The following is a 16,752-nucleotide window of genomic DNA, read 5'->3' on the forward strand; positions in this document are numbered from 1 at the left end:
GTGAAGGAAATAGATTTGTAAAGCGAATCACCACAGTATTTCCGTTGTTTATGCTACAATAATGATTACTGCAAACAATCCTTAAGAGGTGATCAACATATCTGAAAATATTTCCTATACGACAGAGGAAATCTCTAAGCTGCTCAAAATATCCAAATTAACCGTTTATGATCTCATTAAAAAAGGTGATTTGGCCTCATACCGAGTAGGCAAACAAATGAGAGTGGACGCTTCAGATTTAGAAGCCTATAAGCAGCGCTCAAAGGGGAACCAGCAAAGCTTGCGTGACGCTTTAATAGTTCAACCAGATGCTGCAAGCACAGCACGCCAGAGCCATGGGGCTCGCTCCATTGTCATCACAGGACAAGACATCAGCCTGGACATACTCGGAAGGCATATTGAGAAATATACACACACACTGCGTCCACTGCGGTCTAATGCCGGCAGTCTAGACAGTTTGATCTCCATGTACAATGGGCAATCCGATGTCGTAAGCACCCATCTGTTAGACGGCGACACGGGCGAATATAATATTCCGTACATACGCAAGCTGCTTGTCGGCTCCTCATATGTTGTTATTAATCTGCTATCTAGGAAAGCTGGGCTATTTGTCCAAAAGGGGAATCCGCAAAACCTAGAAGGATGGAGCGATCTTGCTCAACCAGACTTACGTATTATTAATCGAGAAAAAGGTTCCGGGGCTCGTGTATTGTTAGATGAACAGCTTCGATTACATCAAATTTCGGCACGCGAGCTTCTCGGCTATGAGGACGAACTGACAAATCATCTAGGCGTTGCAGCCAAAGTGGCGGGTGGCGAGGCAGATGTTGGCGTTGGGATAGAAAAAGCAGCAGCGATCGTAACTGGAGTGGACTTTATTCCTTTAGTTAGTGAACGTTATGATCTTGTCATTATGAAAAATTCGGGGAATAGCGATCTCATTAACTTGATTATCGAAATTCTGAAATCCGCTTCATTTCAACAGGAGCTTGCAGCTATTTCCGGCTATGACTTATCACAGACAGGAAATATTCTTTATGAATGTTAAAGCAGATTTCACCTTTCAGATGAATCCCATTATAATGCGCAAGGATGGATGGAGATGAAACTTCCCATTTTGAACGAAACGTTAATTAAACGAATACAGCAATCAGAAATGGAATATCTTACATCAAGAATTAGTTCCATAGGGGAGAGACCAGGCAATCCTGAAGGAGTCGAGATTAATCATTATGGCCAAGCTGCAGCTTACTATATAAAAACAATGCCTTGGGGCATTTTTAATTCAGTAAAAGGTTTGGGCGATGAGGACAGCGACAAGCTGGAGGAAATTATCAAGTTTTATGAAGCAAGAGACAGAAGCTTTCAGATCGATTTGGATCCTATACAATGCACTGCTGCTCTGTTCGGGAAATTGGCAGAGCTCGGTTTTCGACAAAATGGCTTTCATTCTGTTCTTTATGGTCTGCCAAGTGAAGATAAACCTGTTTTGCATCCTCATATCACGATTTCGGAAGTCGTTACAGAGGAGGCGTTCGATCATTATGCTGAAATCCACTGCCTAGGATCAGGCATGTCATTGTCCGATAAACACCACTTTGTTAATAACAATATTGGTTTACTGAATCGAAAAGGGTGGAAAATCTATCTCGCGTATTTAAATGACATACCTGCAGGTGTAGGTGTCATGCATATGAATGAGGATGGAATCGCATCATGTGCTCTAGCGGCTACTGCCCCTACATTTAGAAACCAAGGTCTGCAAACAGCACTATTAAATAGGCGTCTGCATGAAGCGCATCTTGCAGGCTGTGAGCTCGTCGTAGCACAGGCTAGCTTCGGATCAAGCAGCCAACATAATATGGAAAGAGCCGGATTACATATCGCATGGACGAGATCCATTATGAAAAAATAAAAATAACATTTTGTATTCATGCTTTTCATGCTATTATTGATCCATAAATATGGATGACAGGAGAAAAATAAGATGAGCTATACGCAGTCAAGCGGTTATGGTAAACCGATGCAAAAATTAATGCTAACCTTTTTCTTTGCCTTAATTGTTTCAGTAGGCGGCATGTACATAGGAACAATGCTTCCCAGCGCCGCACGAATCCCACTGTTTATTGTCGAGATTGGATTAATCATTGCCATCATGTTTTTGCGTAAATCAACAGCAATTGGCTACTCACTGATGTACGTGTTTATGATTGTATCTGGTGCAACCTTGCAGTTTTCTTTAAGCTATTATATCGCCTCCATGGGTACATCGGTCGTCATTCAAACCGTTGCCGTTGCTGTACTCGTTTATGCAGTCCTTGCAATCTACGCTACTTACTCCAAAGAGGATTTTCGCTTTCTCGGCGGGTTTTTGTTCGCATCATTAATTGGGCTCATCGTTATCGGTCTTATGCAATTTATTTTCCCTTTCGGAGGGATGATGGAGACCATTTATGCCGGCTTTGGATTACTCATTTTCATCGGTTATACACTTTATGACTTTAGCCGTATGTCCAAGGAAGGTTTTGAAGACAAAGATATTCCACTGATGATCGTTAATATTTATCTTGATTTGGTTAATATCATTTTGTTCGCCCTACGTTTTGTGAAATCCTTGCTGGATGATTAATCGTTCGTCCTAATTGCCAATAAGGTTAATCTTCATACTTGAGGATTAACCCCTTTTTTTTTACGTGTCAATAACCATCTTTTAATCATTGATTTATCGGGTGAAGCTGCTTTGATATCATAATCATAATCAATAAAATCCCCTCTACGAATTCGCTTATCCAAAGCTTGCTGCTGATCCCTCCATAAACTTTCTGCTACATAGTTATGAAACAACATAATCCATTCCTCCTCTTACCAATCAATGCTTATGCTTTCATTATGCGATCTGAGTCCGTTGGTAAAAAGAGTAGATCTTTCATTGTTTATTTCACCTTTTAATGTTCGTAGCGGTGCCCAGTATAGCTTTATCCTAGGAGGAAAGAGATGGAGTTTATAATCGTTTTACTGCTAACGATGATTGTTATTTTATTATTTGAAATAAACGGAAAGCTGCCAAAAAGAAATCTAAACAAAGATGAATTGAGGCGTGCTTTGAAGAGAGATCAGGAAAGAAGAAAAAGGGATAAAGAAAGAGATTACTAAAAGACCGCTGAATGGCGGTCTTTTTTATTGCGATGCCACGTTGACATCTACATTTAAAACATGTATATTTTTATCAACACCCTATACCTATAGGGGTATATGTATTGTGTTATTTTTTCACCTTTTTCGATACCCCCATGGGTATGTAATTCGAATGATTTATTAATAAACGCAAAGGAGGTTCAAGAAATGATGAATTACATTCAAGCAGACAAAACAATAGATTGCAAAGGCTTGGCTTGTCCTATGCCCATCATCAAGACGAAAAAAGCAATGAATGAGCTTCTTTCTGGACAAGTCATTGAAGTAGTTGCTACGGATAAAGGATCATTGGCAGACATCCAAGGGTGGAGCAGAAATGCGGGGCATCAATACTTGGGTACGCTTATGGATGGCGAGGTATTGAAGCATTACCTTAGAAAGTCCAATCCGAATGAAATAAAAGAAGAAATCAACTATTTGAAGACATCGAGTAACGGAGATCTGATGAAGAAGCTTATTTCAAATGAGAACATGATGATTTTAGATGTACGTGAGACTGCAGAGTATGTTTTTAACCACATTCCAGGAGCCAAATCAATTCCGTTAGGAGAGCTTGACATGCGGACGAGTGAACTCGATCCTGATCAGGAGCTTCATATCGTGTGCCGCACTGGCACCCGCAGCGATATCGCTTGCCAGCTATTAGCTGATAAAGGGTTCAAACTCGTGTACAATGTCTTGCCAGGTATGTCCGAATGGGAAGGACCACTAGAGAATGATGTACAGTAATACCACTCACTCATCATAGGAGGAGGAATACACCGTGAGTTCATCAAACCAGTTAAATGGAATGAGTGCCGGGCAGCTAGCAAAACTTATTTTAAGCAAAAAAGAAGACCTCTTCATCCTTGATGTACGTAGTGAAAGCGACTTTGCGAATTGGAAAATCGAAGGAAGTCGAATAGAGGTTCTCAATATTCCTTACTTTGAACTGCTAGAGGGAGTAGAGGAGATAATCGAACAAATTCCATTAGACAAAAGAGTGCTCGTTGTATGCGCCAAAGAAGGTTCTTCTATATTTGTTGGAGAGTTGCTCGTGGCAGCAGGCAGGTCTAATGTTTATTACTTGCAGGGCGGGATGAAGTCGTGGAGCGAGCATTTGGAGCCCGTAAAAATTGGCAATTTGCGCCAAGGCGGTACTATTTTTCAGTTTGTACGAATGGGTAAAGGCTGTTTGTCCTACATGATCGTATCAGACGGTGAAGCTGCTGTCATAGATGCCCCTAGAATGACGAATGTGTTGGAGCAATTTGCGAATGACAATGGGTATCGCATTATGCATACGATAGATACCCATCTTCATGCGGATCATATCTCGGGCGGCCGTAAGCTTGCAGAACAACAATCTGCAACGTACTGGCTTCCTCCAAAAGATGCAGCAGAAGTCACATTTGAATATGCGAAACTTGAGAACGGTCACGATATTGAGGTAGGCAATACCACATTAAAAATACAACCCATTTATTCACCTGGTCATACGATCGGCAGTACATCGTTTATAGTAGACGATCAGTATTTGCTGACTGGTGACATTTTATTTATTGAATCCATTGGACGACCAGATTTGGCTGGACTCGCTGAAGATTGGGTTGGTGATCTTCGTCGAACGTTATATAGTCGTTATCCGGAGTTGTCTCAGGATTTAATTGTACTTCCAGCACACTTCGGCAAGTTCTCGGAGCTTGGAGAAGATGGGCGGGTAGCCGCTGTTTTATCCGAAGTATATAAAAACAATACAGGCTTGCAAATATCGGATGAAGCTGCGTTTCGCAGCATGGTGACCAACAATCTGCCGCAGCATCCGAACGCTTACCAAGAAATACGCCAAACGAATATGGGTAAAATCACACCTAACGAAGAAGAGCAGCGCGAAATGGAAATCGGTCCAAATCGTTGTGCCGTTCACGATAATTAGAGGAGGAAATGAATAATGAAAGCTGATCTAATCGTTGATACCAAAGGGCTGGCTTGCCCGATGCCAATCGTAAAAGCAAAAAAAGCGCTGGATGGATTGAAGCCTGGACAATTTATGGAGGTATTATCAACCGATAAAGGTTCTTTAAATGATTTTACGGCTTGGGTTAGAAAAACAAACCATGAACTCGTGCAGCATACGGAAGAAAACGGCGTGTTCACATTTCTAGTGAAAAAAATTTAACTGAATTTTATTATGGAGAGGAGAACATATATGGAAGCTGTAACTGAAAAAACAACGATAGTCCTCTTCAGCGGGGAACTTGATAAAGCGATAGCTGCTTTTATTATTGCAAATGGAGCAGCTGCTTATGATCACGAGGTAACTATATTTTTCACCTTTTGGGGACTAAATGCTTTGCGCAAGGATGAAGCAATCCATACCAAAAAAGGGCTTCTTGAAAAAGCCTTTGGCTGGATGATGCCAAGAGGACCGCAAAAACTAGGCTTATCCAAAATGAATTTTGGCGGCATGGGACCTAAAATGATTAAACATGTTATGAAGAAGCATAATGCGTTATCACTGCCGCAGCTCATTGAACTTGCGCAGGAGCAAGGGGTTAAGCTTGTTGGGTGTACAATGACAATGGATCTTCTTGGTTTGCAGCGTGAAGAGCTAATCGATGACATTCAACTTGCCGGTGTAGCTGGTTACTTAGGCGACGCCACCGATGCAAAAGTGAACTTATTTATATAATCAATGAAATGATACTCTTTTTTGGTTTATAATATACCCATACATGTACACGTTAACGAATGGGAGGTTAAGAACATGGCATATGTTTATACCGATGAAATGAAAACACGTCTAAGAAGAATAGAGGGTCAGGTTCGAGGCGTATTGAGATTGATGGATGAACAGCAATCCTGCAAGGACGTAGTGAGCCAGCTGTCAGCAGTACGCAATGCAGCAGATAAAGCTATGGCCCAAATTGTTGCGGAAAACCTTCATCAATGTATTATTGAAGAACAGTCCGCTGGCGGCGATACGAATAAGCTGGTTAAAGAAGCAATTGAGCTGCTCGTGAAAAGTCGGTAAAAAAACACAAGCTTAATAACCTTCTCTAGCATACTCTACTTAGTAGAATGGATGGTAGAGGAGGTATAGTTATGCATATAATTTCAATCATTCTCATTGGACTTGCTTCTAATATTGATAATTTAGGAATTGGTGTATCCTTTGGCACACGATCAACAAAAATTCCAATTGTCTCAAACTTGTTTATTGCCATATTGGCCATGGCTGCAGCATATTTAGCAATAACAATGGGTCACCTTATATCTGGTTTTATGAGTCAACAGCATGCAGATTTAATTGGTGGTTCTGTCATCATACTTCTAGGTCTTTGGAGCATATTGCCTAAACAGAGGACAAGGGTTGCGACAAGTCCATTACGTGCGACAAGTGATTCGGAAAGATCTATTACTTGGCAGGAAACGATCTCATTAGGTTTTGCTCTATCATTAAATTGTATCGCTACAGGATTTGGAGCAGGTGTTAGTGGTGCGTCACCGATAATGACTGCAATTTCAGTTGGTATATTTTCACTAATAACCGTTGCTATCGGATTGCGGATTGGACATGAGATTGCTAGAACATGGTTAGGTAAATATTCTACGCTCATCGGCGGTATGATACTCATTGTAATAGGCCTTTTGGAGATTTTTTTGTAACTGACTGATAACAAAAAATAAGCGAACACGGTAGAGCGTGTTCGCTTATTCTAAGACGTCATATATAATTCTTACACCTAGGGAGCTGTAATTTTCTTCTTTGTAATGTCCATGCTCACAATACTTGGTACTGGACAAGCTTTCATTGATCGACAGCAAGGGTTCATTGCAGGTCGGGCATTTATCTTCAAATATTTTTTTGAAAATACTTTTCATTTTATAAATACCTCATTTCACATGAAGTTACTTGGTTTTAATTATACCTTACTTATTGTATTCCAACAAGGAGAGTTTTTATGGACATTATCCTTTACATCATCATGACGCTGCTCGGTTTTGTCGGTTCCTTTTTTTCGGGATTACTTGGCATAGGCGGGGCCATAATAAATTTTCCCCTTTTATTATATGTTCCATCCAGTCTTGGCTTAGCGCAGTTTACAGCAAAAGAAGTGGCATCCATCAGCATGTTTCAAGTTTTCTTCGCTTCGTTAGCTGGGATTATTGCTTTCCGTCAAAAAAGCAATCAAACAGCAGTCATTCACAAAGGTCTTGTTGTTTATATGGGCAGCAGTATATTAATGGGCAGTTTAATTGGCGGATTCGGCTCACGTTTTCTTAATGAAGATGCCATTAATATTATATACGGAACATTATCGGTTATTGCTGTTGTTTTAATGCTCGTTCCAAACCGGGGAAAACAACAATTAAATATAAATGAAATCACATTTAATAAGCTCATTGCGGTAACGTCAGCTTTCATTGTTGGCATCGTGTCAGGAGTTGTTGGAGCAGGTGGTGCTTTTATTCTAATCCCAATAATGTTGACGGTTTTAAAAATTCCGACAAGGACAACCATTGCCTCATCATTAGCGATCGTATTTGTATCGGCAATTGGCGGCGTAATCGGCAAGCTGTCCGCTGGATCCATTCCGATATGGCCAACTGTATTTGTTGTATTGGGCAGCTTGATTGGTGCACCAATTGGATCTAGAATCAGCTCTAAAATAAACGTGAAATATTTGCGATATGGGCTTGTTGTATTACTCATTTTCACAGCGATTAAAGTGTGGTCATCCATATTGCAATAGAATATGCGTACCTTAATTATACGGATGGGGGAGGTTAGGATATGTTGATTTTACTTGCTCTAACTGGTTTATTCGTGATGTGGTTCATTTATAGAAGATTCACACCCTTAAAAAATCTAACTTATGTCGACGAAAAAGCGCTAAATGAAAAAGGCATTATACCTGACAGCAGCAAAATACTCGATGTCCGCGATTCAACTGAGTATGAGAAATGTCATGTGGATGGTTCGATAAATATATCAATTGGTCGGCTCCCTTATTTGTGGAACAAAGAGCTTGCACCAAATGACTCCGTCTTAATTTTGTCTGACAGTTTCTATAAAAGTAAAAAAGCTGCGAAAATCCTTAAAAAACATGGTTTCAGCCAACTGTTTACTGTACGAAACCAACAATGTGCATAGATAACTTTTCAAGTGACTGATGAACCGCGGATATCGCGGTTTTTTTTGCGTACCCTCTAAACCAGATTATGGTACAATCTCCTCGTATGTTGAAAATAATGCTGTTCGTGCACAACTATTTCATATCAGAAAGCAGGGATCATTTGAGATTATTTCATGTGAGCGAAGAAAGTGATATTACACTTTTTGAACCTAGAATACCTTCTCGAGTGGATATGGATCAAAGCAAAGGGTTGGTATGGGCAATAAATGAACGGTGCTTGCCGAATTTCCTAACACCTCGCAATTGTCCTAGAGTAACTTATCATAGTCATGAAACGACCACAGATGAGCATAAAAAACTTTATTTAAGCTCAAATTCGTTGGACCATGTTGTTGCGATTGAGCATAAATGGTTTGAAATCATGAGGCAAACCACGTTGTATTTATATGAATTCGATACGACTGATTTCTATAGCGCAGATAAAAGTGCTGGTTACTATGTGAGCGAAAAAACACAGATTCCCATCAATAAAATAATTGTTCATGATTTGTTTGGAGAACTCATACGCAGAAATGTCGAGGTTCGCATGATCGATAATTTGTGGGATTTGAATGATAAAATTGCAACCACAAGCTTTAATTGGTCGATGTGCAGAATGGGTTTTGCCGCGCAGAGGAAGGAATCAGTATGATGAGTACAATAGTTGAGATTGAAAGCTATAATCCTCTTTGGGAGCACGAATTTTGTGAAATACGAACTACTATCGAAGCTGAAGTTGGGCAATTCATTAGGTCAGTTGAACATGTAGGAAGCACCTCTGTTAAAGGACTTGGTGCTAAGCCCACCTTGGATATAGATATCGTCATTGAAGATTATAGTATGCTGCCTCTGATCATCCAAGGGCTTGAGAAGATTGGTTATTTCCATCAACAAGAATGGAGTTTTGAAGGAAGAGAGGCCTTTGGCAGAAAAGATATGTCGGTTCCTTGGCATAAACAGCGTGAAAATTGGATGGAGCATCACTTGTATTTGTGCAATCGTGATAGCGAAGAATTAGCAAGACATTTGGCATTCCGCGATTATCTTAGGGAAAATCCCGAAGCGGTCATTGCGTATGAACAGCTAAAAAAGGAATTGGCATCGCACGCTCAGGATCGAACCGGTTATACAGCAGGTAAAACTGATTTTATAAATGAAATATTAAAAAAGGTAAAGCTCACGAAAACAAAGGATCTTTGATGAGAAAACATACGAATGGAAAGCTGCTCTAAACTTGATACAAACGAACAATCTTTTATAATTTTAAAGGCAGTCTTTGCATCCTTATGGACGAAATTAGAGCAGCTCGTGTAGTATAGATTCATTGTTCCTAATTAGTGGAAGGGGATCGAGACAATGAATGAATTGCTAAGCGAGTGGAAAATAACGGAGGGCCACTTGGATGTTGCGCCCGAAGAGGTTGGACTCAGCTCCCATCAATTGAATAAGCTGGATAATCACTTTCTGAATCTGATCGCACAGCAAAAAATTCAAGCAGCCAGTTTTCTCGTTGCACGAGAAGGAAAGATTGCCGCATGGAAATCAATGGGTCGACTTCATGGCTCAACAGACCAGGGTGAACTGCAGCCGAATTCCCTGCGTAAAATGTCATCCATAACGAAAGCATTCACAAGTGTTGCGATCATGAAGCTCATAGAGGACGGTAAGCTATATATCGACTTGCCTGTGGCCAGCATTTTGGCGGAATTCGATAATCCTGTACATAAAGATATCACCTTGTTCCACTTATTAACGCATACGTCTGGTATTTTGCCAGTCACCGGATATTATAATGAGCCCTATCCTCGAGAATGGTGGGGGGCTAGCGGCATGGATCATTGGATTCGAAAAGTGCTGCAAGGCCCGCTCGTTTGCCAACCTGGGGATGCCTATAATTATTCTACGGTGGGCTTCGCTCTGCTGGGCGAGATCATCTCAAGAGTATCTGGTAAGCAGTATGAGGATTACATTACGGAGAACATTATCGAACCACTCCAAATGACACGTACTTTTTTTGATGTGCCTGAGCATCTGCACTCTGAAGTATGCAGTGTAGATCGGATGGATATCGAAAGGTTAAGCAGAGAAAATGACGGTTCCCCTATGCCGCCTCGTTCGGATAGTGGACTTTATTCAACACTATTTGATATGTGGAAACTCGGACAAATGCTGTTGAATGGCGGAACCTTTGAAGGTCAACGTATCCTTGGCAGAAAGTCGGTAGATCTGTTGACTCGCCGACATCTGTTTAACGTTCCGGCTTATCATTGGGGAGGTAAAATCAAAGATAAAGGCCATGCTCTTGGTTTAGACCTTGCCATTCATCATCTTTCTTACGAATCTGTAGGCACTTACCAACTGGAGGGTTCAGGAAGAACCGGATTTTTTGTGGACCCGGTTGAGAAGCTCGTTGTTGTATTCATGGTGCCTTCCATTTACTCATGGATACCTGAATCGGTACTTGGCACAAAACAAATTATATGGTCAAGTTTGGTTTAGAATAAGCAAACAACTTGAATGCAGCCAATCGTAATATTTATATAGAGTGAGTCGACTATTCGGCTCGCTCTTTTTTTTGTGCAGACAATTAAACTGATGTAATGACATCATTAAGACTAGTCTAGATACTCAACCCAGGTATAGTAAAAACCCTTGACCTATATACCCTTAGGGGGTATATTATAATGGTTATGATGTAAAGGAGAGATGCCAAATGAATGATAAAATAAAAATCGCAGTCTCACCAGCCATTCAGGTTGGAGGCAGCCTGTTCACACCTCATCAACTGGTAACCATAGGATCACTAATGGACACAGAAGCAAATATAGAGATGACACCTTTTAAGCAGCTTTATGTGGAAATACCGTTAGATCAACAAAATGAAATAACCGAACAATTACGAGCAGTCGGCCTCGAGGTTAATCCTTCAGGCTTTACGACAAAAAGCTTGAATGCATGCAACTTTTGCAAAGGAGCCCAGGATGCCGGCTTAGATATTGCCATTAAATTAAACGAGACAATCGCGGGAATCGGAACACCAACGCCAATGAAAGTCGGTTATGCAGGTTGCGCATTAGGTACAAGTGAACCTTTATTAAAAGATATTGGGGTCGTAAAAATGCGGAATGTGTTTGACGTTTATGTCGGCGGCGAGCCCAAGGGAATAAAGCCTTCCTTTGCCCAGCTTTTACTTTCAGGGTTATCGGAAGAGAAGTTAATATCATCAATAATTAATCTCATTAACTATTATAAAGAACATGCTAAAGGAAAGGAAAAGTTCAGCAAATTTATTAATCGAATTTCACTAGACGAACTAAAAACTTTGAAATGGAATGAGCAACCATGAGTAAAATTTTAGTTGTAGAGGATGAAGATAAAATTAGAGAGGTTATAATCGCTTATCTAAACAAGGCTGGTTATCGTGCATGTGCAGCTAGTGATGGCCAGAGTGCAATGCATGAAATCGATAAGCAGCCCTTTGATTTAATCATTCTTGACTTGATGCTCCCTGACATTAATGGAGAGCTGCTGTGCAGAAAAATACGAGGAACTAATCCGGTGCCCATTATTATGCTTACGGCTAAAGCTTCTCTAAATCATCGCATCCAAGGTTTATCTGCTGGAGCTGACGATTATATCGTAAAACCATTTGATCCCCATGAATTGTTGGCTAGAGTTCGTTCCGTCCTGCGGCGTACCAATCATCATGAGCTTCTCGCTGATCGTTTGGAATACGGTAATGGAAGATTGAGCTTGGATAGCCAAGCTAAACAGGTTTACATCAATCAAGAACCCATAAATTTAACACCCAATGAATATAAACTGCTTGTTGTTATGGCTAGAAATGCTGAAAGAACATTTTCCCGCGAACAATTAATTGATATGGTGATGGGAATCGATTTTGAAGGGGATGCTCGTACCATTGATCAGCATGTCAAAAATTTACGGCAAAAAATAGAGGTGGATGCTAAAAATCCAATGTTCATTCAAACAGTTTTTGGGGCCGGCTATCGCTTTCATGGAGGAGGAAAATGAAAAAAACACTATCCTATCGGATTAGTATTATTCTTATCTTCTATACAACAGCCATCTTAATCATTGCTTCCATTGCTTTAGCTACAGCCACTCATCATCATTTCCAGCTTTATGGTGAAGAGATCGCGCAAGGCAGCCACGATAGGACAGAGTCGTTAAATTCACATTTAGAGCAAGCCATTCTTCAATCCATTGGACTGACAGTAGGTGGAGCACTCATTATTACGCTTATTATGAGCATTTACATCGCTAAAAAAATTTCCTCTCCTTTAGTTAAAATGAAGAACATAACACTCGTTATGGCAAGAGGAAAACGAGATGCTCGTCTTCCTTTAAAAGGCACTCCAAAAGATGAAGTCGATCAACTGGCTGCCTCTATCAATCATTTAGCTGAACAGCTTGATCAGCAAGAACAATTACGAGTGACGATGACCGAAAATATTGCTCATGAGCTGCGAACTCCCTTAACGACGTTAAATAGTTTTTTATCAGCGATTCAAGATGGAATTTGGGAAGCTACACCTGAACGCATTCAATCATGCAGAGAAGAAATTCACCGTTTAGTTCAAATGGTTAATGATTTGGAAGACCTGCAAACACTTACTTCTACAGCACAGCAGTTAACCTTAAAAGATGTTCCTCTAACAAAATCTATAGAACAAGTTATAGATCTGATGAAGCCCTCCTTTTCAGACAAAGGAATTATTTTGGAAAGAGGTTTCATCCCTGAAATGACTATCCATGCTGATGAATACCGAATCATTCAAATATGGACGAATTTATTATCGAATGCTCTAAAGTTTACTTCAAATGGTGGAAAGGTATCGGTATATGGTAAATTAGTTCAACAAGGTGTTCAAATAACCGTTAAGGATACTGGAATCGGAATACCAACTGAGCAGCTCGCGCATGTATTCGAACGTTTCTATCGTGTGGAAAAATCACGGAACCGGAAATCGGGAGGCGGGGGCTTAGGACTGGCTATTACGAAAACGCTTGTCGAACGTCATGGAGGACAAATTTGGGCAGAAAGTGATGAAGGGACTTTATTTCATGTGTATTTACCGAATACAGTAAAGAATAACAAAATAAAGAGTCTATTTGTAGATGAATGAATTGAACATGCTGCTATTGAAGTCAAACAATTCAAGCCAAGTCTTACTTCACAAGACAATAAAATGCAGAAGCTTTTACTAACCTGAGTGAGAACGTTTATAAATGAATAGCATAAAAAAACACGAACCGTTGATGCTTTTCCGATCGGAGGTACGTGTTATTTATTGAGATTAGGTGCTGCTTATTACGCTGATCATTCATCCATCAATTACACCATAATGAGCTTAATCTACAGTAGCTGAAAATGAGCAGGTTTCCTAGAGCAGCTAGCCAAAATACTACTGTGCAGCGCCAGCTCATACATTTTGTTGCCAAAGGCGATAATTCCACCTGTTAGAAACAGAATAAGGAATCCTGGATGCCGCCATAATTGAATAAAGGTTGGAGCAGCCGGCTCTGCAAATTGCTTTAAGAGCTTCATGATGTGATTTTTCTCCTCATTCTCGTACTGTTGCAAATGATTATACTTACGAAAAAGAGGAATAAAAAGAGAAGAAAACAAAACTATCATTTCGCCTTTTTCGATGTCATGCGAGTATCCGTTGCTAGAATCAACATGCTAAAATCATGTTAAGCAATATAACATCAATTCCTAATCGGAGGTGCAGCAAATGTCCGGGGTCATTTCAAAAGCTATTCACATACTGGATCTGCTTGTACCGCATGGCAGTGAGAAAGAAATGAGTGCGACAGAAATCAGCAGGGAACTCGGCATGCCTGTACAAAGCGCTCATCGGATTCTTCATTCCTTATCCGAACATGGATTTGTTGCACAAGATAAAAAATCAAAAAAATATAAATTAGGTCTTTCCATTATGAAATACGGTTTTTTGATGTGGGACAGCCTAATGTTCAGGTCACTGGCTAGACCCTTCATGGCCGAGCTATCGCAAAAAACGAAAGAAACGATTTATTTGGCTACAAGAGAGAACCAAGAAGGTGTCTACATTGATTCCATTGATTCGCCGCAAATGTTGAAAATATCCGAACCTATCGGACTTAGGCTGCCACTCTATATTGGAGCATCTAATCGCGCTATTCTTGCTCATCTGCCATCCACTAAGCAGGAAGCTATATTGCAAGGCGTGGATTGGACAACAGTACCCTCGCTAATTCCATTGTCCAAAGAAATGATTCAGGCAGACCTAGAGAACATACGCTCCAGAGGTTATGCCATCACATCAGGAGAAGCAACGGAGGGAACAACTGGCATCGGTGCTCCCATCTTTTCTTATGATAATACCGTTATTGGATCACTGAATGTAGCTGGTCCTGCGATACGGTTTACGCCAAGTAAAATCGAGAGCTACGGCCAGCAAGCAAAAAAATATGCGGATCTCATCTCCAAAGAACTGGGGTTCCGCAATAAGATACGTTGGAGCGAGTAGGAGGCTATCCAAAACGAATAAATTGAACGAACAGCGACGAACTGTTCGTTCTTTTTTATGCCAATGTGCTGCTTTTAAAACATTAGGACATATGTCCTTTCCTAAACCTTGAAATGTATCGTTTAATGATGGAAAGATTGATTTGGAGGAGAGAAATGATATGAAAGGGAGCATTTTCGCATTTTTAGGCGGGGTCTTAATTACACTGCAAGGTGTTGCTAATTCAAGAATTAGTCAAGATATCGGCACTTGGCAAACCGCAACGATTACCCAGTTCACCGGCTTCATAGCAGCCTTGATTATTCTGTTATTCGTCAGGGATAAACAGTGGTACGGTTTTAAACAAGTAAAACCCGTATATCTAATCGGCGGTTCCTTTGCAGCTATTATCATCTTCAGCAATGTCACTGCTATTCAACAAATTGGCGTTACACTTAGCATATCTGCCTTGCTGATTGCCCAGTTAAGCCTGGCTTTTATCGTCGATAGTCAAGGATGGTTCGGCGTTGCAAAGCAGAAGATGAGGCTGCCTCAATTCATCGGTATTGGGATGATGATAGCTGGGGTGGTCATATTGCGGTTATAATAGTTAAAATATACCAAGCCCTTGACCGTATTCCTCTGGAGGTGATTCGTACAGATGCAAGAAATTAAAGATCGCGAGCAGCTCCACCATTTTTTACAGGCGCATCAATTGGAAGCAACATTCGGGGAACAACTATTACCCCACTTGTCACTATTTTGCTTTGATCATGAGGAGCTTATTTGTTCCCAAGGTCAATCTTCAAAATATCTCTATTTCCTCGTCCAAGGAAAGATAAAGATCTACACAACCTCGAAAGATGGGAAAACACTTATTCTTACTTTCAAAACCTCCCTTGATGTCGTGGGGGATATTGAATATGTGCAAGACATTGACATTATCAACACGGTCGAAGCCGTGTCGACTGTATATATGATTGGGATTCATCATCAGTGGTTGAATAAATACGGCAAAGATCATTCACCGCTGCTGCAATTTTTATTGAAAATTATAGCTCGGAAATTTTTGAAAAATTCAAACGCATTAAGCTTCAATATTTTGCATCCTGTGGAGGTTCGATTGGCGAGCTATCTATTGTCCGTCTCCTATGATGATTCGGAATATCTAATGAAAGGACAGCGAAAAACTATCAGCTTGAAGGATACGGCTAACTTGATCGGAACGAGCTATAGACATCTCAATCGGGTTGTCCAGCAATTTTGTGCAAAGGGTTTAATTGAGCGAAAAAATGGAGGCATTCTTGTGAAAAACAAGGATGGACTACGCGCACTCGCCAGCCAAAATATTTATGAGTAAAACAATATCATGAGCTATTTCAAAACAATAAGCCAATGGGAGAGTAGAAAACATGATGATTGGACTTATATTTGCAGTTCTCACTGGTTGTTTGGTCAGTTTGCAAAATATATTCAATAGCAAAGTCAATGAACGAATAAATACATGGACAACTACTGCGTTAGTATTAGGCATGGGCTTCCTTGCCTCATTTGTTATCGGATTCCTATTCGAAGGCGAACAGTTATTTGCATTACAAAATATGAAGCCATGGTACTGGTTCAGCGGTCTAATCGGCGTAGGCGTTGTTACTTGTCTGGTACAAGGCATTAGACGGCTTGGTCCGACGTATGCCATCTCTATCGTTCTAACCGCACAGCTGGGAACTGCTTTATTGTGGGACTCGCAAGGGTGGCTAGGTATCGAAAAAGTAGCGTTCACAACGAATAAAGGGTTAGGTGTCCTTGTAATCGTCTGTGGCATCATTGTATTTAAAATAAGCGGTGCTCGTAAGAAAGCTACAGCATAACGATCAATACTC

The 16,752-nt window shown here is 40.5% G+C and carries 24 protein-coding genes; 22 read left to right on the forward strand and 2 right to left on the reverse strand.

Annotation, left to right across the window (positions count from 1 at the left end; all coding sequences use genetic code 11):
• Positions 1-97 precede the first annotated feature (97 nt).
• The 3 genes from BK120_RS02975 (at position 98) to BK120_RS02985 (ending at position 2,629) form a co-directional block, all read left to right on the forward strand.
• Positions 98-1,048, forward strand: a complete 951-nt coding sequence (locus BK120_RS02975; RefSeq protein WP_076266131.1) for a helix-turn-helix transcriptional regulator — start codon at positions 98-100, stop codon at positions 1,046-1,048.
• 54 nt (positions 1,049-1,102) lie between these two features.
• Positions 1,103-1,915 (forward strand): GNAT family N-acetyltransferase, encoded by an 813-nt coding sequence (locus BK120_RS02980; protein WP_083681537.1) that lies wholly within the window; start codon positions 1,103-1,105, stop codon positions 1,913-1,915.
• Positions 1,916-1,987: 72 nt separating this feature from the next.
• Positions 1,988-2,629, forward strand: coding sequence for a Bax inhibitor-1/YccA family protein (locus BK120_RS02985; RefSeq protein WP_076265953.1), 642 nt, complete (start codon positions 1,988-1,990; stop codon positions 2,627-2,629).
• Positions 2,630-2,661: 32 nt separating this feature from the next.
• Here BK120_RS02985 and BK120_RS02990 read toward each other — a convergent pair whose 3' ends face one another.
• A complete protein-coding gene (locus BK120_RS02990; RefSeq protein ID WP_076265954.1) occupies positions 2,662-2,847 on the reverse strand; it encodes a hypothetical protein in 186 nt (61 codons plus the stop codon).
• Between the two features lie 147 nt (positions 2,848-2,994).
• Here BK120_RS02990 and BK120_RS35135 point away from each other — a divergent pair, with 147 nt between their 5' ends.
• The 15 genes from BK120_RS35135 to BK120_RS03060 all read left to right on the forward strand — a co-directional run bounded on the left by BK120_RS35135 (position 2,995) and on the right by BK120_RS03060 (position 13,504).
• The gene (locus BK120_RS35135) at positions 2,995-3,153 is read left to right on the forward strand and encodes a hypothetical protein (protein ID WP_179089729.1); all 159 of its coding nucleotides are present in this window, start codon (positions 2,995-2,997) and stop codon (positions 3,151-3,153) included.
• 192 nt (positions 3,154-3,345) lie between these two features.
• Entirely contained in the window at positions 3,346-3,924 is a 579-nt protein-coding gene (locus tag BK120_RS02995; RefSeq protein WP_076266132.1) for a sulfurtransferase TusA family protein, read from the forward strand.
• A 61-nt stretch (positions 3,925-3,985) separates the two neighbouring features.
• On the forward strand, positions 3,986-5,110 hold the full coding sequence (locus BK120_RS03000) for an MBL fold metallo-hydrolase (protein WP_076266133.1): 1,125 nt from the start codon (positions 3,986-3,988) through the stop codon (positions 5,108-5,110).
• Positions 5,111-5,125: 15 nt separating this feature from the next.
• The gene (locus BK120_RS03005) at positions 5,126-5,353 is read left to right on the forward strand and encodes a sulfurtransferase TusA family protein (RefSeq protein ID WP_076265955.1); all 228 of its coding nucleotides are present in this window, start codon (positions 5,126-5,128) and stop codon (positions 5,351-5,353) included.
• Positions 5,354-5,383: 30 nt separating this feature from the next.
• Positions 5,384-5,866, forward strand: coding sequence for a DsrE/DsrF/DrsH-like family protein (locus BK120_RS03010; protein WP_076265956.1), 483 nt, complete (start codon positions 5,384-5,386; stop codon positions 5,864-5,866).
• Between the two features lie 75 nt (positions 5,867-5,941).
• Positions 5,942-6,208, forward strand: a complete 267-nt coding sequence (locus tag BK120_RS03015) for a metal-sensitive transcriptional regulator (RefSeq protein WP_076265957.1) — start codon at positions 5,942-5,944, stop codon at positions 6,206-6,208.
• 71 nt (positions 6,209-6,279) lie between these two features.
• Positions 6,280-6,843, forward strand: a complete 564-nt coding sequence (locus tag BK120_RS03020; protein WP_076265958.1) for a manganese efflux pump MntP — start codon at positions 6,280-6,282, stop codon at positions 6,841-6,843.
• Positions 6,844-7,139: 296 nt separating this feature from the next.
• Positions 7,140-7,931 (forward strand): sulfite exporter TauE/SafE family protein, encoded by a 792-nt coding sequence (locus tag BK120_RS03025; protein ID WP_076265959.1) that lies wholly within the window; start codon positions 7,140-7,142, stop codon positions 7,929-7,931.
• Positions 7,932-7,972: 41 nt separating this feature from the next.
• Entirely contained in the window at positions 7,973-8,332 is a 360-nt protein-coding gene (locus BK120_RS03030; protein WP_076265960.1) for a rhodanese-like domain-containing protein, read from the forward strand.
• A 143-nt stretch (positions 8,333-8,475) separates the two neighbouring features.
• Complete coding sequence (locus tag BK120_RS03035) at positions 8,476-9,006, forward strand: DUF6886 family protein (RefSeq protein ID WP_076265961.1); 531 nt, start codon at positions 8,476-8,478, stop codon at positions 9,004-9,006.
• Positions 9,006-9,554, forward strand: coding sequence for a GrpB family protein (locus tag BK120_RS03040; RefSeq protein ID WP_076266134.1), 549 nt, complete (start codon positions 9,006-9,008; stop codon positions 9,552-9,554). Before BK120_RS03035 ends, BK120_RS03040 begins: the two co-directional genes overlap by 1 nt.
• Positions 9,555-9,710: 156 nt before the next feature.
• The gene (locus tag BK120_RS03045) at positions 9,711-10,853 is read left to right on the forward strand and encodes a serine hydrolase domain-containing protein (protein WP_076265962.1); all 1,143 of its coding nucleotides are present in this window, start codon (positions 9,711-9,713) and stop codon (positions 10,851-10,853) included.
• A gap of 214 nt (positions 10,854-11,067) precedes the next feature.
• Entirely contained in the window at positions 11,068-11,700 is a 633-nt protein-coding gene (locus tag BK120_RS03050; protein ID WP_076265963.1) for a nitrite/sulfite reductase domain-containing protein, read from the forward strand.
• Positions 11,697-12,389: a response regulator transcription factor gene (locus BK120_RS03055; RefSeq protein ID WP_076265964.1), complete on the forward strand. Its 693-nt coding sequence runs from the start codon at positions 11,697-11,699 to the stop codon at positions 12,387-12,389. Before BK120_RS03050 ends, BK120_RS03055 begins: the two co-directional genes overlap by 4 nt.
• Positions 12,386-13,504: a sensor histidine kinase gene (locus tag BK120_RS03060; protein WP_076265965.1), complete on the forward strand. Its 1,119-nt coding sequence runs from the start codon at positions 12,386-12,388 to the stop codon at positions 13,502-13,504. The genes BK120_RS03055 and BK120_RS03060 overlap by 4 nt, the downstream gene beginning before the upstream one ends.
• A 230-nt stretch (positions 13,505-13,734) precedes the next feature.
• Here the strand turns inward: BK120_RS03060 and BK120_RS03065 are convergent, their stop codons facing one another.
• Positions 13,735-13,926, reverse strand: a complete 192-nt coding sequence (locus BK120_RS03065) for a hypothetical protein (RefSeq protein WP_076265966.1) — start codon at positions 13,924-13,926, stop codon at positions 13,735-13,737.
• Positions 13,927-14,116: 190 nt separating this feature from the next.
• Here BK120_RS03065 and BK120_RS03070 point away from each other — a divergent pair, with 190 nt between their 5' ends.
• The 4 genes from BK120_RS03070 (at position 14,117) to BK120_RS03085 (ending at position 16,740) form a co-directional block, all read left to right on the forward strand.
• Positions 14,117-14,893, forward strand: coding sequence for an IclR family transcriptional regulator (locus BK120_RS03070; protein ID WP_076265967.1), 777 nt, complete (start codon positions 14,117-14,119; stop codon positions 14,891-14,893).
• A 160-nt stretch (positions 14,894-15,053) separates the two neighbouring features.
• Complete coding sequence (locus BK120_RS03075) at positions 15,054-15,479, forward strand: DMT family transporter (RefSeq protein ID WP_076265968.1); 426 nt, start codon at positions 15,054-15,056, stop codon at positions 15,477-15,479.
• A gap of 54 nt (positions 15,480-15,533) precedes the next feature.
• Positions 15,534-16,232 carry a Crp/Fnr family transcriptional regulator gene (locus tag BK120_RS03080; RefSeq protein ID WP_076265969.1) on the forward strand — a complete coding sequence of 233 codons (699 nt, stop codon included), beginning with the start codon at positions 15,534-15,536 and terminating at the stop codon, positions 16,230-16,232.
• 52 nt (positions 16,233-16,284) lie between these two features.
• Positions 16,285-16,740, forward strand: a complete 456-nt coding sequence (locus BK120_RS03085) for a DMT family transporter (RefSeq protein WP_076265970.1) — start codon at positions 16,285-16,287, stop codon at positions 16,738-16,740.
• The last annotated feature ends 12 nt before the right edge of the window (positions 16,741-16,752 follow it).

This window comes from Paenibacillus sp. FSL A5-0031, assembly GCF_001956295.1.
Taxonomy (GTDB): Bacteria; Bacillota; Bacilli; order Paenibacillales; family Paenibacillaceae; genus Pristimantibacillus.